Source organism: Hymenobacter duratus, from assembly GCF_014698995.1.
Lineage (GTDB): Bacteria > Bacteroidota > Bacteroidia > Cytophagales > Hymenobacteraceae > Hymenobacter > Hymenobacter duratus.
In genome coordinates this window covers 850,297-867,866 of record NZ_JACWZZ010000001.1, presented here as the reverse complement: position 1 = coordinate 867,866, position 17,570 = coordinate 850,297, and the positions used below count along the sequence as shown (strand labels likewise).

Below are 17,570 nucleotides of genomic sequence, written 5' to 3'. Positions count from 1 at the left end.
AAGGTTCGTGTTACTGCCTGCGGTGCTACTTCAATGCCATCTTGAAGATGTAGTAGGGCTGGTCCTGCTTGCCGATGCCCTTGTTCCAAGTGGCGGTTTTGTGGATGGACGAGGTGGTCACGTACAGGGTTTTACCGTCGCCAGAGAAAGCAAACGTGTCGGGCCATTCCAGGCGCGGGTCCTGCACCACCGTCTCGATTTTGCCGGCCGGCGTGCGGCGCTTGATGGAGTGGTCCTCGAAGGCGCTCAGATACAGATTGTTCTGGGCATCGATTTCCATGCCGTCGGAGGCGGGCACTTTGCCCAAGTCCTCAATTTGCTTGGCTAATTGGGCATCCGTGAGGGCGGGGTTGCGCAGGGCTTCCGTTTTGATGCGGAACAGGGTGTAGCTGGTCAGGGGCTTCCAGTAGAGGTACTGCATATCCTGGCTCAGGGCAATGCCGTCGGCGTTGAACTGGGCGCGCTTGCCAGTGGCATCAATCAGTTCCTTGCCGTCGGCCTTGATGTTGAGCGTGGTGTCGCCCATCATCGAGGAGTGGCCCGCCAGCAGCTTCCGCGCCTTACCCGACTTCAAGTCCACCACCACCAGACTGCCTACTCCCGATTCGGTGATGTAGGCGTACTGGTTCTGGGTATCGATGCGGACGTCGTTGAGGTAGGATTTGCGTGAGGCCACGCTTTCCGGGATGCTGATGTTCTGCACCACTTTGTCGGTTTTGGGGTCAATCTTGACCAGTTTGGGGCCGCCGGGCACCGTGCCCTTGATGCCGGGCGAGGCCGGATCGAGCACCCACAGCATCCCGGTTTTGTCAGCATGCACGCTCTGGGGGCAGATCCAGTGCTTCTGGGGCTCGTTCTTCACGGTTTCATTCCAGGCGCACCAGTCGGCGTCGGGGTAGCCTTTCACTGAACCGTCGGGCATCACCTCCGCAATGGGGTTCACGGGGTTGTTGTCCCAGCGCGGGAAGTCGGCAAACACGCGGCCGTCGGGCAGCACGGCCACGCCCACCATCTGCGGCTCCCGGAACTGGGCCACCACCTGCAGCGGCGAGTTGGCCGGCGCTACGGGCGCAGTTGTCTGGGCGGAATCGGTAGTGGCGGCGGTGCCGCTGGCATCGGTGACAGGTGCGGAAGGCGAGGAACAGGCGGGCAGCAAGGCGGCAGCCAGGCCGAGGTTCAACAGCCAGAACCGGGATGGAGAAATCAGATTCATATGAATAAAGCAACAGGGCCAAGCCAAGAGTGTGCTACCATTAGCACACTGTGCAGTGCATACGCTTTGAACTGAAGTGGGTTATTGAAGTGGTTAAAACTCCAGGTGGCCCTGACTCGTATGGGGGCGTCAACTATCTATCATCCGGGCAGCAGTTAAACTAATATAGTTAGCAATTGCACTTTGCCTCATTTAAAAAAAACCTCTTACCTTTGTAGCCTTCAAAATGACATCATTTTGTAAGTGCAATTTATTATTACAATTATCTATATTTAAACCCTATTTACTTCTCAAATCTGCACATTTGCGGCCTAATCGCCGCTCATCATACTTTAAAAGGCGTTTTTTCTCTACTAATGTAGATGGCGCCTTTCCTGTAGCCGAGTCGGGCCGGCAGTCCATCCTCTCCGGGCCAAGTGAGAGTCCACGAACCCAAACGTCATGTCCATTGCGTTATTCCTACTGACCTTCCTCTTCCCTCCCCGTACCTTCCCTGTTTCGGCGCTTGCGCTTCCTTCCACGGTAGCCAGCATTAGCCCCCGCCCGGTAGCTTTAGCAGTACCGGCAACGCCTATCAAGCGTATTCTGCCTCCCCAAACGCTAGCCTACACTGTTACGGCTACTACTTACTGGCCCGAAGTGGGCCAGACCGATGATGCCCCGATGGAAACTGCCGACGGCTCCATCATTCCAACCCGCCATTCCAGCAAAACCCGCTGGCTGGCCGTATCCCGCGACCTACTCAGCCATTGGGGCGGACCGTTCAAATACGGTGATAAAGTGCGCGTGAGCGGCATTTCTGATGCATTGGATGGCATCTATATCATCCACGATACGATGAATCGTCGCCACCGCCACTGCGTGGACGTGCTGGTGAATGAGAAAGAGTGTAAAAGTGGCCTCGAAGGCCGCTGGACCAATATCAAGCTCACCAAATTCAAGTTTGAGCCTGTTTGGCAGGCCAGCTAACCGCAGAAGCCCGCCTTCCCGATACCGGCCCTCGCGTCTGCTACTCCGGCGGATAGCGCGCCACCTCCCGGGGTTGCCCGTGCTCGTCGTAGAGGAAGCTTAGCGGCTGCTGCGGGTCGCGCATGATTTCTTCTGTCGGAATCTGCCAACGCTTCCACATTTCCAGCAACGACTGCCCATAGGCGCTATTCTCCCACGGGTTGAATATGTCGCCGGTTACGTCGTCGATAACTGAGTCGTATACCAGATGGTCGTCGCCGGGGTGAACCGGGCGCGCGTAGTAATCGGGTACCACGTTCAGCAGATAGGCGGCATAATACACGCGCGCCTTGAACTCAGCTACCTGAATCGGGTGCAGAGGGCGACGGGCATCTTCGTACACACGGCGCATCGCCTGCCGGATAATTCCATTATCTACCAAGCAGGTAGTCAACACCATAGCACCCAGCTTGATGCTGAACACCAGCGTGGTCAGGTCGTCGTCATATTCGAAGGAAATTGCGTCCTGGGCCGGGTCGGTTTCAAGTATGAAAACGGAAGCCGGCATGAAATCGTCAAACTCGATAGGCACCCGCAGGGCCTGAAAAGTCTGAAAAAAAGCTTGAAAGCGGCGTAGCATCTGCGCGTTTTCGGCCAGCGGGTATTGCGGCCTCGCCAGCGGCTCCAGTTCGTTGAGCAGTTCGGTGACGAGTACCCCGTAGAACATCTTGCCCAGCCACAGAAACAGCGTTTTCTCATCCAGTACCCGGAGACCTTCCGGCCCCTGGCTGGCAGCGGCTTCCACGGCGGCTTCCAGCGGCTCTACATGCTGCGTCCGGCAGCGAGAGCAGCAGGCAATATGCAGGTCCTGGTAAGCCACAATGCGCATATCGAGCAGCTTGATCTGGCGCTCATGCAGCTGGTAGCGCGTCATCAGCCATTCGGCAAATACCGGCACGACGTCGGTGCCGGGCGTGATGGAAGTGCCGCACAGAAAACAGTGCTGCGGCCCGAAGCGCATGCCCCCGAAAGGGTCATAGAGCGTAAGGTCGGGAAGAGCAGAGGAAAAGGGGAAACCAGACATAGATCAGTGAACCGCAAAGTCAGGCAAAAGTAGCTGGCACATTTCCAGCTTTCACTGATTCGGCGTCTACATTTCTCTATCCATCTCATCATCAAAACGATAACAAAAATTCCCGCCTGCCGGCCAACCTCATCAGGTCGGCGGGCAGGCGGGAATTTTCAGTTTGGTAGGTAGCCTCTCGGGCTAGCGGGAAAGCGAAGAGCCTATTTTGATGAGCACTTTGCCCAGCTGTGTAAGCGGCCCTGAATAGTCATCCCGCACCTCCTCGGCTACTTTGGTGGTTTCAGCGCCCAGCGTGGCCAGCGTTTCGGCCAGCTCATGCGGCTGCGTATCGGAGGCGGCCAGCTGCTCGCGTAGCGTATCCAGCTCCTGGATTATTTTGGCCAGGCCGGTTCGTTCTGATGCTCGCAGCACCTCCTGCCACCGCTCAATTTCAGCCAGACCGTGCTGGCTGGCCTGATTGGGAATGCCCGCATTGAGCAGGGTGAGGGTATCTTCCAGGAGTGCCGTATTCTGCTGATCAGTCACGCTAAGCGGTACGGTAGGTGTCTGGGGCGTTTGCGGGGTCGAGGCCGTAGAGTCCATGGGGCGAAAGTTGTAAGCGGAAGAAAGTGTTTCTCTATACTTAAGCCGTGGCGGAAAAGTTGGGTGACCATGCCGGCACTCCGCTCGTACAAGGCAGCCGGCTGCCCTTGTGCGGCCGTGCCCCCCCCCTCCCGCCTCCGTATGCTCCACACTTACCAAGCTGCTCCATTTTCTGATTCCTTTCGCCAGCAGCAGTTCGATGCCCTGCAAGCCGCCCTGCTGGCCGAAACCACTGCTCCGGCTACTCTGCTGCTGGGCAACCTGTCTCTTTCCGGAGCGGACAGCGAAACGCTCGACGCCGTGCTCATCCGGCCTCACAGCATCGTGCTGCTGCTGCTGGTTGCCGGGGGCGGGCCGCTCCACATGCCTGATTTCGGATACGGTGCCTGGCGCCTCAACAACCAGCCTCTGACTGGCTCCGGAGGGGCCGACAATCCTTTTCAGCAGTTCAGCCGGCAGAAAGAAGCGCTGGCGGCCTGGCTCCGGCCGCAGCTGCCTCCCGAGGCCGCCAACCTGAACTTTATTTCGGGGCTGGTTTTGTTTGAAGCGCCTGTAGTGCTGGGACCCGAGGTGGAGCAGCGCATGAGTAGCGTGCCCGCCAGCAGCAGTTTCCATCTGCTGCCTGATCCGGCGCGCTGCACCCGCCGACTGCGCCAGCTGAGCACCCCGGAAATAGACCTCACCCCGGCCGACATTGCCCAACTGGCGCAAGAGCTGGCTTCTGCGCAGCCCCACGCCGGCCTCGAGCCACCCACCGGGCAAGCGGCTTCTTTTGCCGCGGCTCCTGCTTCTGCAGCAACTGCCCCCTCCGAAGAAGCCAGCCAGATCCGGCGGGCGGCAGGCTGGTTCTGGCGCTGGCTGGGAGCCGAGGACATTGCCCACGACGAGCCCGACCAGCTACCCGCCGACACCTATGCCACGGCCCCGCAGCAACAGAAGGAGGAGCTGGAACGCATCCGAGCGAGCATGCAGGCCGAGCTCGGGGAACAGCTGCGTGCCCTGGAAACCCGGGAGAAAGAACGGGAGCAAAGTATTGCGCAGCTGCGGGAGCAGCTGGCTGCCGCGCCTCCCGTTACGCCCGAAGCTCAAAACCTGCAGGCCCGCCTCGCTACCGAAAACCGGGAAAAGGAGCGTCTGGAAGCAGCCATGCAAGCATCCCGCAACGATTTGGAGGACCGCAACCGGGCGCTGGATAGCCGCATCAGGCAGCTGGAAGCCCTCATGCTGCAGCTGCAACAGCCAAGCTCTGCCCAGGCACCCCAGACTGGTACCCGCAACTGGCGGCAGGCCAAGCAGTATCTGCGGCAATGGCGGCGGTACCGGGCCCGGGCCGCTATTGGCGGGGCGGGTGTGCTGGCGGCGCTGCTGCTGTGGTGGGGTGTACGAACTGTTACAGCCGGGCCGCCGGTTCCGTTTCAGGAGCAGGGAAAGTGGGGCTACCTCACGGCCCATGGCGATACGCTGGTACCGGCTCGCTACACAGCAGCGGAGAGCTTCCAGGAAGATGGGCGCGCCATTGTGGAGCACGAGGGCAGTTTCGGGTTCATCGATGAGGAGGGCCGGGAAGTGGTGCCGCCAGCCTACGATGCGCTACAACCTTACGCGGAGGGCTACGCCCGCGCCCGGGTCGGGAAGCTCTACACGTTTCTGAATGAAGACGGGCAAGAGAGCAGCTTCTACTATTACAATGCCCTGCCGTTCAGTGCCGGGAAGGCGGCCGTGCTCGACCGCCGGGGCTGGTTTTACATCACCAACCCCAATGAGCAACCGGAAAACCCGGTTATTTTTCAGGAGGCTTATCCGTTCCGAAACGGGCTGGCGCGTGTGAAGCGCAACGGGCAGTACACCTTTATTACCGAGGAGTACCTGCAGGACCCTGCCAGCGGCACCGAGCCTTTCGCGCAGTACAGCAACGCGGCCGATTTTATGGATGGCCGGGCCCGCGTCACGCAGCAGGGCCGCACATTCTTCATTGACACCGATGCCGACGAAGTGAAATAGCCACCGGCAGTTCTATCAGGCACGTAAACCAGGCCGGCAGGTACCGTATCGGCAGCTCGCGGGTCGGGCGTGAGCAGGCTGCCGCTCTATTTCCCGTGCTTTTTGTGCTTGCGCTTTTTGTAGTGGCCTTTGCCGCGCCAGCCGGCCCAGCGGCTTAGGTTGTTGCCCGCTGCGGCCTGCACGAACACAGGTCCGGTACCAACGGCTGCAGGTGCCAGCACTACCCGGCCAGCCTGCGTGGCAACTGTAGCAGTACTGCCCGTAAGGTCGCAGCCGCTGCCGTCGCGCAGTTCCGTGCGCTGGCCTCCGGGCTCCACCACAAACCCATCGTGCGTGACAGTACGGCCGTTGGGCAGGTGTACATCATGCGGCATCGGGCGCGGCTGGCCATTGCGAAGCACGTACATAGTGCCGTCGCGCCGGATAAATCCGTCGTTGGTTTGCGCAAGGACTGTGGCAGGCAAAACTAGCAGCAGACAGAGCAGGCCGCGCAGAAATAAATTCATCAGAGAAAACAGAAAGACAGAGCACCTGCCCTACGCGGCAGGTGCTGCGCATGTTGGAAAGCTCACTTAAAAGCAGCGAAACAAACTCTGTATCACTGTGTTTTATTGGACAGGAAAGCTTCGCTGCTTCTCAAGCCACTGCCGCTGCACCGCCCGACAGTTCCAGAAGTACTTCGTAGTAAGGGCGGCCTTTCATGCGGGCATGAAGCCAGCCGTAGAAGCTCAGCGCCTGCAAATCTTCCTGCTCCAGCGGGGCAAAGGCGGGCAACTGTCGGACCCGCTCCGCAAAGCCGGGTCGTTGTGCCGCCGCCGGGTCGTCCATGATTTCGCGCACCAGACCCAGGTAGCCCAGAATAGCCGCGTAGCCGCCACCATCGGCCGTAAACCGCTCCCGCAGTACCCGCTCGATGGCCCGCAGCCGGTTCAGGGCCAGATCAGGGTTGCCCAACTCAAACTGCACCAGCATTTCGCCCATATTCTTGTTTAGCGTCCATTCCAGCCCCATTTCCTGCTCGCACCAGTGGTCGGAGCGGCCAATACCGATAAGGGTCTGGTTGGTTTTATGGAACTGGCCTTCGGCAAAGTAGTGGAATGCCAGCCCCAAGCGGGCCGTGAGCAGGTCGCGGGTAGAAAGGCTGGTGCTAGTCTGGCGCAGAACCTGTTCCAGCAGCTGAATGCTCTCGGCGTTGCGGCGCAGGAAGGCGTAGTTGGCGGCCAGCAGAAACGTATAGCGCGGCAGCCACTCGTTGTGGTAGCCCTGGGCGCCTGCTTCGCTCAGCACGGCCCGCAGCTGCCCCAAGTACTGCACCGATTCCTGAAACCGCCGGGTACGGTACTGCGCGTGTGCCACCATATATAGCAACCCCAACTGATAGTAGCGGTGCGCCGGCTGAAACCCGTGGCGCTTTTCCATGATGTGGTAGCAGCGCTGCACAAACGGCGCAAACGATACAAAATCCCGGCGTACGAGCATGGCACTGCGCGCAATGGACATCAGCCGGTACAGCACCGAAGGACGGCGGGCAAACGCTTCCTGCAGATCATACTCGCGCAGCACATCCTGCAGAATACCATCGAAGGCTTCCCCGGCCCGCCCTTTCACGCGGGCCTGCCGCAGGCGCTGCCGGATGAGGCTGTCGGCAATACCGGCGCGCTCCTCTTCGTCAGCGGCTTTTTTGTTGAGATGGCGCCGCCGGATAATGTCTTCCAGCTCGTCGGCGTATTCGCTGCCGGCCTGCGCTATCTGCAGGTTATAGACGGTGTTCAGCAGCTCAAACTGCTCATTGGTGCGGGCCAGCTTCTCGGCTTTGTGCAGCATCGACCAAGCCAGCCGGGGTATACCGGCTTCAAACAGATACTGCGCCAGCGTCAGTAGCCCTCGCACGGAGGAGGCCGTGGTTGGGTCTTGCTGGTGCTGACGGAGCAGCAGATAATCGGTGATGTGGCGCAGCAGGCGCTTGCGCAGCGCATAATACGCCGTGGGGTTCGGCTCGTCGGGGTACAGCTTGCTGAGTAGCTGCGGGGTGGTGTACTCGCGTGTATGAAGCAGCAACTCGCACAACTGCACATCCATGCGGCCCTTGGATTTGCGCTTCTGCCGCTGGATAAACCGGACGAATTCCTTCCGGTCTTCGGGTGAAAAGGTGGCTAACGTCGTACGAAGGTCGTCCATAATGGAAGGCGCTGGCAATCAGAATAAGTGGCTAAGCCAAGTGGCAGGCTGCTGGCTGCCTTATGCTGAAATAAAGGACGTATGTTTTGGCTCAGGAACCAACTGCATACTGGCAGGTGGCGCCTGAGCCGGCAGTGGCGGAGGCTGACCACCACCGGGAAGGAGCAAAATTCGGGCATGGCTGAACCTGAACAGGACGCGGGCGTATAGCCGACTCTATTGACCACCTAACTTCTCAACTCCCATGGACGCTAATAACAACGGCATCGACGACAGCACCGAACTGCGGGCTCGCGGCAACTGGAACGAAATCAAAGGACAGGCTAAACAGAAATGGGGCAGCCTGACCGACGACGATCTGGACTACGAAGAAGGTAAGCAGGATGAGTGGTTTGGCCGCCTTCAGCACAAAACCGGCGAGACGATTGACGATATCAAAAACTGGTTTCAGCGCACTTTCTAGCGGCAGAAGCTGCCTCACACTCAACAAAGGCCTTAGCTACTGTAGCTGAGGCCTTTGTTTATTTTAGACTGTTTTTTTCATCAGGAATATTTATATTAATTATTGGTTAAATAAATTATTATCTTTGAAAAAGATCTAACCTCCCTATGTTTTATGCAAATCGACCCGGAGGAAATTCGCTCGTCAGGTAATCTGGCGTTACTGCGTCAACGCAAAACCGCTTTCTTCTGCTCACGCGAGTATCCGGCAGAAATAGAGCGCCTTACGTATCTATGGGCTTTAGAGCAGCGCTACATGCAGCGTTGCATTATATCGGGTTTTCACTCCAAGCTGGAGCAAACCGTTTTCCGCTACCTGTTGCAAGGCTCCCGGCAACCTATTGTATACACGCTCGGGCGGGGCATACAGGCTAATGTGCGGCTGGAATACGGCCCCGAAATCGAAGCCGGACGGCTCCTGTTTCTCTCGCCTTTTGAATCTACGGTGCGCACTATCACGTCGGACACAGCCGAAATCCGCAACCTGCTCATCGCCGATCTGGCTGATGAGTTCTTTATTCCCTATCTGCAGCCGGGCGGCAATCTGGACCAGTTGCTGGCTCATCCTATTGCTCAGGGCAAGCCGGTATATACCCTGAACATTGCCCTCAATCGGCCTCTGCTGAAAAGAGGTATCCGCCCCTGGCTGCCTATGGGCGTGTTGGGCCGGCACACTGCGCCGCAAGCAGCTCGCCGTTAGCCCGCAAATTTCACAACATAGCCACTGCGCCGGATTCTGCGTAAACGCCGAATGTTTCACGTTACATTCGGCGCTATGTCAGCTACTGAAAAGTTGTTTTCGGTTGTTCCTTCCTCCCCTTCTTCCGGTCTTAAGACGCTGGCACGTTTTGGTTTCGCAGCTAAAGGAATAGTCTATGTCCTGCTAGGGCTGCTGGCGCTTCTGGCCGCTACCGGACAACAAGGAGGGCAGACTGCCGACAAAAAGCAAGCGGTACAGACCTTGCAAGACCTGCCGGGAGGCTCCTTGCTTTTAGGCCTGGTTGCATTTGGGTTGCTGGGCTACATTGTGTGGCGCTTCACGCAGGCCGTAGTAGACACGGAGGATAAGGGCTCCGACGCCAAAGGCATCGGCCGACGCCTGGGCTACGCTGGCAGCGGCCTGCTCTACGCCAGTTTAGCATGGTATGCTGCCCAGCTAGCCTGGAGTGGCTCTGCTGATGGCAGCTCCAATGGCCAACAGACCCTCACAGCCAAAGTACTAAGCTGGCCGGCCGGCGAATGGATTATCATGGCCACAGGTGTCATCATTATTGGCAGTGGCCTTTACCAGATTTACAGAGCCTACTCTGGTTCGTTTCATAAGCACGTAAACGCCAGCGACCTGCCAGCAAACCAGCAAAATCTGGTATACCGTACTGGTCAAATCGGTTACACGGCGCGGGGCATCGTGATGGGTATTATCGGCTACTTCTTTGTGCAGGCAGGCCGCCAGTCGCGCGCGGCGGCGGTAGGCACCACCGACGAGGCCTTCGACCTGCTCGCCAGCATGGGTCCGGCGGTGCTGGGCATTGTAGCTGTCGGCTTAATGGCTTACGGCTTGTACATGCTGGTGCAGGCCCGTTACCCGGTGTTGCGTATCTGATTGGCTTCGATGCCGAACAAGCAGAAAGGCCGGCTGTAATAGCCGGCCTTTCTGCTTGTTGAGTTACCACAGCGCCTGTTCCGCTACATAATCGGCGAGGTACCGATACCGCGCTGTCAGCTGCCCATTACGGGCAATGGTGGCGCGTTCCACTACCTCGTCACTACCTTCATGCACCAAATGAGGTAGCACGTTGTCAATGAGCTGCCGCCCAAAGTCGCGGGAGGCATTGCGGGGCAGCTCGCAGGGCAGGTTGTCCACGGCCATCACCGTGATGTTGCCAGCGCTGGAATAAGCCAGCTCCAACTCGCCGGTAGCGGGGTTGTAGTCGAAGGCGGGCTCCTGAATGGTGCTGCTGCGTTTGGTGGTCGGGATGGAGCCGTCCACGTCGCAGGTTACGTCGGCAATAGTGTCGATGCGGAAGTGGGCGCGGCGCGTGTCTTCCTCCTCGAACAGACGCGGAGCAGCCGGGTGCCAGTAGGCGCAGGCAATGAGCAGGTTGGTAACGGGCAGAAAGTTGCGGAATGTGCTTTCGTACTCCTCGGGGTGCCGATGGAAATCGGGCGTATCCCAGACGCGGCCGTCGCGGCGGCGGTTGTAGTCGGAGGAGCGCAGCTGGGTGTACACCGGCTCGTTGAAATCGAGGTAGAGGTAGTCGTACACGCTCACGCGCCGGATGCCCATCAGGTTCAGCACCTCCACCGCGCCTTGGGCCACCCGGCCCGAGCCGGTCACGACCATCTTGATAGGCGGCAGCTTTTTCACCTTGAAGAATTCCTCCTGCATGTCCTCCATGTCGAGGCACTCGTAGGCCGGCTTCAGCTCGTAGAGGCCGTGCTTGCGGCCGTACGTCAGCAGGCCGTTGTAGGCCCCCACAATACCGGCCCAGCGCCCGAAGGCCACAATTCGCTCCCCGGTTTCGTTGGTGAGCAACTCGTAGTCAATCAGGGTAATGTTCTTGGCTAGCACTTGGCGTAACAGCTCACGGTTGGCGGGCTGCTTTTTCACGGTGTGCGAGAAGAACAGATAGGTTTTGTGGGGGATAAGCTGCGCCACGGGCACCTCTTTCACGCCCATCAGAATGTCGCAGTCCGCTACGTCGGGGCGTACGGTAATGCCGGCGGCGCGGTACTCGTCGTCAGCGAAACAGCGGATGGGGCTTTCCTGGGCTACGATCTGCAGGCCGGGGAAGCGGGCTTCGGCCTCGGTGCATTTTTTGGGCGTGAGCGGCACGCGCTTGTCGGGCGGGGTTTTGCCTTCGCGGATCAGGCCAATGGTAATGGGGCGCATACGGGGTGGGGATGGGAAGTTCGGGGGCTAAAGCTGCGGAAAATTGTTGATCCGTCGCTCCTAGGCACACCACGCATCTGTCATCCTGAGCAGCGCGAAGGACCTGCTCACGTTTGGGTTTCTCTTGGATCTAAGACGTTCCGGTGTGAGAAGGTCCTTCGCTCCGCTCAGGATGACAGATAGGTTGCCGGTTGAAATGCCCAAACATTTGCCCGGTTATCGGTTTAAGGGTGAAGCCTTTTCGCGCTACCTTTGTCAGGGCTCCTTCCCGGGGCTGTTTGTTGCCACCCTCACCCATCTTTTTATGTTGCTGAAGACCAAGCCCGCCGATGTGTTCGTGGACCGTCACAACGGCCCCGACGAAGCTGCCGTAGCCGAGATGCTGCGCGTTATCGGCGTGGAGTCGATTGACCAGCTCATCGACGAAACCGTGCCGGCCGCCATCCGCCTCAAGAAGCCGCTGAACCTGCCCGCTGCCCTCACGGAGCGGGCTTTTTTGGCGAAATTCAAAGGCATTGCCGGCAAGAATAAGCTGTTCAAAAACTACATCGGCCTGGGCTACCATGATACCCAGCTGCCGGCCGTTATTCAGCGCAACATTCTGGAAAACCCGGGCTGGTACACCGCCTACACGCCCTACCAGGCCGAAATTGCCCAGGGCCGCCTCGAAGCCCTCATCAATTATCAGACGATGATAATTGACCTCACGGGCCTGGAAATTGCCAACGCCTCGTTGCTCGACGAAGGAACCGCTGCCGCCGAAACGCTGCACATGTTCCACTCCTTGAGCAAGAAGAAAAACGCCACCCGCTACTTCGTGTCGGAGCAGGTGCTGCCCCAGACCATCGACGTGTTGCGCACCCGCGCCACGCCCATCGGTATTGAGCTGGTAGTGGGCGACCACCGCACCGCCGACCTCACCGACGAATCCCTGTTCGGCGCCATTTTGCAGTATCCCGCCGCCGACGGCGCCGTGTACGACTACACTGACTTCATCTCGAAAGCCCACGACAACAACCTGTTCGTGACCGTGGCCGCCGATTTGCTGTCGTTGACGCTGCTCACGCCTCCCGGCGAGATGGGCGCCGACGCCGTGGTGGGCAACTCCCAGCGCTTCGGGGTGCCGATGGGCTACGGCGGCCCGCACGCCGGCTTCCTGGCTACCAAAGACGCCTTCAAGCGCGTGATTCCCGGCCGCATTATCGGCCAGAGCATCGACGCGGCCGGCAACAAGGCCTACCGTATGGCCTTGCAGACCCGCGAGCAGCACATCCGCCGCGAAAAAGCCACCAGCAACATCTGCACCGCCCAGGTGCTGCTGAGTGTGCTGGCCGGCATGTACGCCGTGTACCACGGCCCGCAGCGCATCCGCCAGTTCGCCAGCAACATCCACGCCCTCGCCCGCACCCTCGACGCCGAGCTGCACGCGCTGGGCTTGGAGCAGGCCAACGAATTCTATTTCGATACGCTGGATATCCAGCTGGAAAGCAAGGAGCTGCAGACGGCCATCCGGCAGGAGGCTGAGTCGGCGGGCATCAACTTCCGCTACTTCGAGCAGGACGGCACGGCCCGCGTGGGCATCTCGCTCAACCAGAACACCGAAATTGAGGATGTGCAGGACATCGTGGCCGTGTTCAGCAAAGTGCTGGGCCGCGACGTGCGCCAGGTAGCCCAGGCCGACGAGGTGGAGGTGACCTGGACCGATAACCTGATCCGCAAGAGCGAGTACCTCACGCACCCTATCTTCAACTCGCACCACTCCGAGCACGAGATGCTGCGCTACATGAAGCAGCTCGAAAACAAGGATTTGAGCCTGGCTCACTCCATGATTTCGCTCGGCTCGTGCACCATGAAGCTCAACGCCACCGCCGAGATGATTCCGGTAACCTGGCCCGAAATCGGGGGCTTGCACCCCTTCGCCCCGCGCGAGCAGGCCGCCGGCTACACCGAAATCTTCCACGACCTGGAGAAGTGGCTGTGTGAGGTAACCGGCTTCGACGCCGTATCGTTGCAGCCCAACTCGGGCGCGCAGGGCGAGTACGCCGGCCTGCTGGCCATCAAAGGCTACCACGATGCCCGCGGCGACCAGCACCGCAACGTGGCCCTGATTCCGGCTTCGGCCCACGGCACCAACCCCGCCTCGGCCGTTATGGCCGGCATGACGGTGGTGGTGGTGAAGAGCACCGAGGAAGGCAACATCGACGTGGCTGACCTGAAGGCCAAGGCCGAGCAGTATGCCGACCGCCTGAGCTGCCTGATGGTGACGTACCCGAGCACCCACGGCGTGTACGAGGAAACCATCATCGACATCTGCGCCACCATTCACCAACACGGCGGCCGCGTGTACATGGACGGCGCCAACATGAACGCCCAGGTGGGCCTCACCTCCCCCGCTACCATCGGGGCCGACGTGTGCCACCTGAACCTGCACAAAACCTTCTGCATCCCGCACGGCGGCGGCGGACCCGGCGTGGGCCCCATCGGCGTAGTAGCTGATCTGGCTCCCTACCTGTCGGGCCACGTGCTGGTAGACGCTGACGGCCGCACGGCCGGCGCGGTTACTTCCGCGCCCTGGGGTTCGGCCAGCATCCTGCCGATCAGCTACGCCTACATCAACATGATGGGCGGCGAAGGCCTGACGCAGGCCACGCGCATCGCCATCCTGAATGCCAACTACATCAAGGCCCGGCTGGAGGAGCACTACCCCGTGCTGTACACCGGACAGAACGGCCGCTGCGCCCACGAGATGATTCTGGAATGCCGCCACTTCAAAAAGGCTGGCATCGAGGTGGAAGACATTGCCAAGCGCCTGATGGACTACGGCTTCCACGCGCCCACCGTCTCGTTCCCGGTAGCCGGCACGCTCATGATTGAGCCGACCGAATCGGAAAGCAAGGAGGAGCTGGACCGCTTCATCGAAGCCATGATCAGCATCCGCAAGGAAATTGCGGAGGTGGAAGCCGGCAACGCCGATGCCAAGGACAACGTGCTCAAGCACGCCCCACACACCGCCGCCACCGTGCTGGTGCATGACTGGGAGCGTCCGTACTCCCGCGAGCAGGCCGTGTACCCCACCGAATACGCCCGCAGCTACAAGTTCTGGCCCACCGTGTCCCGCATCGACTCGGCCTACGGCGACCGGAACCTGATCTGCTCCTGCACCCCCATCGAGCAATACACCGATGCGGAGGAGAAGCTGGTCGAAACCGATAAAGGCCCCTCGTACTAAGTATTTCTGACGTAGAAGCCCCTAAGCAAAAGCCCCCGCAACTGTAGTTGCGGGGGCTTTTGCTTAGGGATATGCTTGCCGGGCACTAGTTGCGGTTGCCGAAGCACTGCCGCTGCATGTAGCCATCGTAGGTCTTACCATCTTTGGTTACGCGGGCTTTCATAAAATAGTAGTCCACGGTATCTGTAACCTGTACTTCGGTGCCAGCCGTAATAGTAACCAGCTGAGGAGAAGTCTTTTTCATTCCATCATACAGAATACATTCTACCACTGTATTGTGGGCAACAGGAGTTTTGCTTGTACGGGAGCCGCTAGTATCCTCTTTGGTAGTAGTACAGGCAAAAAGGCTCAGCGAACTGAAAAGAAAGAGTAAGGTTCGGTTCATAGCAAGTGTTTAGGGTTGGGTAAGATAGATATATTCCTAAAATGAATTGAAATTTGCCCGCAATAATTTTCCCGGCTGCGACGCGTCAACATAGGTTTTGTGGAACGTTGGCAGGCACGGCTATGTTGACATAATACAAACCAAAAGCCTTATTCTGCCCTTAGCAGAGTGTTTCTAGGCATCTAGTGTTTTCCTCTTACTTGCTTTCCATATGACTCGTTTCACTCGTTTTTTTGGCCGTACTGCCACTCTGCTTGCCGTAAGTACTGCCCTACTGCTCGGAACAGCCGGCTGCGCGACTTCCTCTCGCGTTGGTGTCACTTCCGATTTTGACCATTCCGTTAATTTCCAGGCTTTCAAGACCTGGTCGTGGTACCCGACTCAGACCGGTGATACCGAAGGCGGCCCGGCCCAGGGCTACCAGTCGTTTCTGGACAAACGCATCCGAACTGCCATTGAGCGGGAAATGAATGCCAAGGGCCTTTCGTATACCGAGAAGGGCGGCGACCTGTATGTGGCTTATTCGGCCAAGGTCGAAGACAAGCAGCAGGCCAACTATGGTGGGTTTGGTCCATACGGCTACCCGTATGGCTACCGCTACGGCGGCTTGTACAACAGCGGTTACATCACCAATTACAAGGCTGGCACGGTCATCATCGACTTCGTGGATTCCCGCCGCAAGGAACTGGCGTGGCGCGGACAAGGACAGGCGCAGGTAGACAAGCAGACCATTTCGGAGCCCGAAGTGTACCGCATTGTCAACAGCATTCTGGGCACGTTCCCGCCTCAGGATGCTAATGTGCGCCGCTAATTAAAAGCAAGGAATTGCAACCGTTGATTCTAGAAAAGCCTCTTCATTCAGAAAGAGGCTTTTTTATGCACCAATACGTAAGAATTATTGGCTTAGCGGTAGGCACAGGCTTGTTCGGTTTACTGACAGGCTGCCAGACTGTGTTCCAAAGCATCTACGGTATCAGAGGGCTGCGGCAGGTGCCGGGCCCGGAGTTGCGCCAACTGGCTAAGCGCTACGGCATCGAACAAGCACAACTGGTACAGCTTGACACCAGCTACCGGCAGTTTCTGACGCGCCAGTACAACCGCGACTCGGTGGCAGTCAAGAATCATTACCAGCCCTTACAAGTCTCCTACTACGACGCCACAGGCCAACTGCGCTGTTTCTATGTCAATTGTCATGCTGGGGGTGGTTTCCCGAATATCAACTGGAACTACCAAGGCGGCCTGAACCAATTTCCGCCCGCCCCACAGGCTCCCCTCGATACTATTCTGCCATTGACTACCTATTTGGGCTATTTACGCACTCCTGAAGGCCAGCTTTTGCCACCTCAGCCCGCCACTGACTATACGGTGGTAGTGCAATGGAGCCGCTTTATGGGCCGCCAGAGTCGCCGTCTGATAGAAGCTACCCAGCGCAATGGGATGCTGGCGCAGGGTCAGTCAGTACGACTACTATTTGTTAGCAACGACAATTTGCAAGCGTACGTTTACGAACAGCAGGACCGGCGCGACGCCGCTCGCCGAAAATAAGGGTAACAAAAAGCCCCATCTGAAATCAAACAGGGCTCTTTTCGACTAGAAATCAGGCACCGACTAAATCGGCACATTCACGTGGCGCTCGGCGTGGTAGGAGCTGCGCACCAATGGGCCGCTCTCTACGTATTTCAGGCCGCGGGCCAAGCCTTCTTCGCGGTAGTGCGCAAACAGGTCGGGGTGAATGAATTCGGCGACTTCCAGGTGGCGTTTGGTGGGCTGCAGGTACTGGCCCAGCGTCAGGATGTCGAGGCCGTTGGCGACCAAGTCGTCCATGGCTTTGTACATCTCGTCCTTGGTCTCGCCCAGCCCCAGCATGATACCTGACTTGGTGCGCCGCCCAACCTCTTTGGTCCGGCGAATCTGCTCCAAGCTCCGGTCATACTTGCCCTGCGGGCGCACGAGCCGGTAAAGGCTGCCCACGGTTTCCATGTTGTGCGACACCACTTCCTGGCCGCCGGCAATCATCGTATCCAGCGCGTCCCAGTTGGCTTTCACATCCGGAATCAGCGTTTCGATGGTAGTTTCAGGCGAGAGGCGTTTGGTTTGCACCACGGTTTCGTACCACACGCTGGCGCCCCGGTCCTTAAGCTCGTCGCGGTTTACGGAGGTGATGACGGCGTGCTTCACCCCCATCAGCTGAATGGCTTCGGCCACACGGCGGGGCTCGTCGAGGTCATATTCGGTAGGGCGGCCGGTGGCTACTGCGCAAAACGAGCAGGAGCGGGTGCACACATTGCCCAGAATCATGAAAGTGGCAGTGCCGGCACCCCAGCACTCCCCCATGTTGGGGCAGTTGCCGCTCTCACAAATGGTGTGCAGCTTGTGTTCATCCACTAGGCGACGAACAGCCGCGTATTCAGGGCCCACGGGCAGCTTTACCCGCAGCCAGTCTGGCTTGCGCGCCTTAGCGGGCGCTACGGGTTCGGGCTGTATGATAGGCAGGGTCAGCAGCAAATCTTCCATGCTACAAAGGTAAGGGGGTAAGTAGGAATGCGGGGCGGA

Annotated in this window: 16 protein-coding genes; 8 read left to right on the top strand and 8 right to left on the bottom strand. The window is 58.8% G+C overall.

Annotation, left to right across the window (positions count from 1 at the left end; translation table 11 throughout):
• Positions 1-25: 25 nt before the first annotated feature.
• The gene (locus IC231_RS03600) at positions 26-1,213 is read right to left on the bottom strand and encodes an SMP-30/gluconolactonase/LRE family protein (RefSeq protein ID WP_190783224.1); all 1,188 of its coding nucleotides are present in this window, start codon (positions 1,211-1,213) and stop codon (positions 26-28) included.
• A 441-nt stretch (positions 1,214-1,654) separates the two neighbouring features.
• Here IC231_RS03600 and IC231_RS03595 point away from each other — a divergent pair, with 441 nt between their 5' ends.
• The gene (locus tag IC231_RS03595) at positions 1,655-2,182 is read left to right on the top strand and encodes an RlpA-like double-psi beta-barrel domain-containing protein (RefSeq protein WP_190783223.1); all 528 of its coding nucleotides are present in this window, start codon (positions 1,655-1,657) and stop codon (positions 2,180-2,182) included.
• Between the two features lie 40 nt (positions 2,183-2,222).
• On the opposite strand, the gene IC231_RS03590 is transcribed toward IC231_RS03595, so the two are convergent.
• Together IC231_RS03590 and IC231_RS03585 are read right to left on the bottom strand one after the other, a co-directional pair.
• Positions 2,223-3,245 carry a hypothetical protein gene (locus tag IC231_RS03590; protein ID WP_211538840.1) on the bottom strand — a complete coding sequence of 341 codons (1,023 nt, stop codon included), beginning with the start codon at positions 3,243-3,245 and terminating at the stop codon, positions 2,223-2,225.
• 183 nt (positions 3,246-3,428) lie between these two features.
• Positions 3,429-3,830, bottom strand: a complete 402-nt coding sequence (locus tag IC231_RS03585; protein WP_190783222.1) for a hypothetical protein — start codon at positions 3,828-3,830, stop codon at positions 3,429-3,431.
• 141 nt (positions 3,831-3,971) lie between these two features.
• Between IC231_RS03585 and IC231_RS03580 the strand changes: the two genes are divergently transcribed.
• Entirely contained in the window at positions 3,972-5,831 is a 1,860-nt protein-coding gene (locus IC231_RS03580) for a WG repeat-containing protein (protein WP_190783221.1), read from the top strand.
• Positions 5,832-5,917: 86 nt separating this feature from the next.
• Here the strand turns inward: IC231_RS03580 and IC231_RS03575 are convergent, their stop codons facing one another.
• Both IC231_RS03575 and IC231_RS03570 read right to left on the bottom strand, forming a co-directional pair.
• Positions 5,918-6,337 (bottom strand): DUF6799 domain-containing protein, encoded by a 420-nt coding sequence (locus IC231_RS03575; RefSeq protein WP_190783220.1) that lies wholly within the window; start codon positions 6,335-6,337, stop codon positions 5,918-5,920.
• 130 nt (positions 6,338-6,467) lie between these two features.
• Positions 6,468-8,009, bottom strand: a complete 1,542-nt coding sequence (locus IC231_RS03570) for a hypothetical protein (RefSeq protein ID WP_190783219.1) — start codon at positions 8,007-8,009, stop codon at positions 6,468-6,470.
• Between the two features lie 244 nt (positions 8,010-8,253).
• On the opposite strand from IC231_RS03570, the gene IC231_RS03565 reads away from it, so the two are divergent.
• The 3 genes from IC231_RS03565 (at position 8,254) to IC231_RS03555 (ending at position 10,113) form a co-directional block, all read left to right on the top strand.
• Positions 8,254-8,472, top strand: coding sequence for a CsbD family protein (locus tag IC231_RS03565; protein WP_190783218.1), 219 nt, complete (start codon positions 8,254-8,256; stop codon positions 8,470-8,472).
• Positions 8,473-8,625: 153 nt separating this feature from the next.
• A complete protein-coding gene (locus tag IC231_RS03560) occupies positions 8,626-9,210 on the top strand; it encodes a DNA-binding protein (protein ID WP_190783217.1) in 585 nt (194 codons plus the stop codon).
• Between the two features lie 75 nt (positions 9,211-9,285).
• On the top strand, positions 9,286-10,113 hold the full coding sequence (locus IC231_RS03555; protein WP_190783216.1) for a DUF1206 domain-containing protein: 828 nt from the start codon (positions 9,286-9,288) through the stop codon (positions 10,111-10,113).
• Between the two features lie 63 nt (positions 10,114-10,176).
• On the opposite strand, the gene IC231_RS03550 is transcribed toward IC231_RS03555, so the two are convergent.
• Positions 10,177-11,403: an NAD(P)-dependent oxidoreductase gene (locus tag IC231_RS03550; RefSeq protein ID WP_190783215.1), complete on the bottom strand. Its 1,227-nt coding sequence runs from the start codon at positions 11,401-11,403 to the stop codon at positions 10,177-10,179.
• Between the two features lie 304 nt (positions 11,404-11,707).
• Between IC231_RS03550 and gcvP the strand changes: the two genes are divergently transcribed.
• A complete protein-coding gene (gcvP, locus tag IC231_RS03545) occupies positions 11,708-14,632 on the top strand; it encodes an aminomethyl-transferring glycine dehydrogenase (RefSeq protein WP_190783214.1) in 2,925 nt (974 codons plus the stop codon).
• An 85-nt stretch (positions 14,633-14,717) separates the two neighbouring features.
• Here gcvP and IC231_RS03540 read toward each other — a convergent pair whose 3' ends face one another.
• A complete protein-coding gene (locus tag IC231_RS03540) occupies positions 14,718-14,876 on the bottom strand; it encodes a hypothetical protein (RefSeq protein ID WP_185888498.1) in 159 nt (52 codons plus the stop codon).
• Between the two features lie 352 nt (positions 14,877-15,228).
• Between IC231_RS03540 and IC231_RS03535 the strand changes: the two genes are divergently transcribed.
• A complete protein-coding gene (locus IC231_RS03535; protein ID WP_190783213.1) occupies positions 15,229-15,828 on the top strand; it encodes a DUF4136 domain-containing protein in 600 nt (199 codons plus the stop codon).
• A 140-nt stretch (positions 15,829-15,968) separates the two neighbouring features.
• On the top strand, positions 15,969-16,562 hold the full coding sequence (locus IC231_RS03530; protein WP_190783212.1) for a hypothetical protein: 594 nt from the start codon (positions 15,969-15,971) through the stop codon (positions 16,560-16,562).
• A 63-nt stretch (positions 16,563-16,625) separates the two neighbouring features.
• On the opposite strand, the gene lipA is transcribed toward IC231_RS03530, so the two are convergent.
• On the bottom strand, positions 16,626-17,519 hold the full coding sequence (lipA, locus tag IC231_RS03525; protein ID WP_394368199.1) for a lipoyl synthase: 894 nt from the start codon (positions 17,517-17,519) through the stop codon (positions 16,626-16,628).
• Positions 17,520-17,570: the final 51 nt, after the last annotated feature.

What these genes read in the sequence shown, in the direction of transcription:
- IC231_RS03540 (WP_185888498.1), bottom strand. Translation starts at nt 14,876, where the DNA reads ATGAAAAAGACTTCTCCTCAGCTGGTTACTATTACGGCTGGCACCGAA.
- gcvP (WP_190783214.1), top strand. Translation starts at nt 11,708, where the DNA reads ATGTTGCTGAAGACCAAGCCCGCCGATGTGTTCGTGGACCGTCACAAC.
- IC231_RS03565 (WP_190783218.1), top strand. Translation starts at nt 8,254, where the DNA reads ATGGACGCTAATAACAACGGCATCGACGACAGCACCGAACTGCGGGCT.
- IC231_RS03555 (WP_190783216.1), top strand. Translation starts at nt 9,286, where the DNA reads ATGTCAGCTACTGAAAAGTTGTTTTCGGTTGTTCCTTCCTCCCCTTCT.
- IC231_RS03560 (WP_190783217.1), top strand. Translation starts at nt 8,626, where the DNA reads ATGCAAATCGACCCGGAGGAAATTCGCTCGTCAGGTAATCTGGCGTTA.
- IC231_RS03585 (WP_190783222.1), bottom strand. Translation starts at nt 3,830, where the DNA reads ATGGACTCTACGGCCTCGACCCCGCAAACGCCCCAGACACCTACCGTA.
- IC231_RS03590 (WP_211538840.1), bottom strand. Translation starts at nt 3,245, where the DNA reads ATGTCTGGTTTCCCCTTTTCCTCTGCTCTTCCCGACCTTACGCTCTAT.
- IC231_RS03550 (WP_190783215.1), bottom strand. Translation starts at nt 11,403, where the DNA reads ATGCGCCCCATTACCATTGGCCTGATCCGCGAAGGCAAAACCCCGCCC.
- IC231_RS03595 (WP_190783223.1), top strand. Translation starts at nt 1,655, where the DNA reads ATGTCCATTGCGTTATTCCTACTGACCTTCCTCTTCCCTCCCCGTACC.
- IC231_RS03575 (WP_190783220.1), bottom strand. Translation starts at nt 6,337, where the DNA reads ATGAATTTATTTCTGCGCGGCCTGCTCTGTCTGCTGCTAGTTTTGCCT.
- IC231_RS03570 (WP_190783219.1), bottom strand. Translation starts at nt 8,009, where the DNA reads ATGGACGACCTTCGTACGACGTTAGCCACCTTTTCACCCGAAGACCGG.
- IC231_RS03580 (WP_190783221.1), top strand. Translation starts at nt 3,972, where the DNA reads ATGCTCCACACTTACCAAGCTGCTCCATTTTCTGATTCCTTTCGCCAG.
- IC231_RS03600 (WP_190783224.1), bottom strand. Translation starts at nt 1,213, where the DNA reads ATGAATCTGATTTCTCCATCCCGGTTCTGGCTGTTGAACCTCGGCCTG.
- IC231_RS03535 (WP_190783213.1), top strand. Translation starts at nt 15,229, where the DNA reads ATGACTCGTTTCACTCGTTTTTTTGGCCGTACTGCCACTCTGCTTGCC.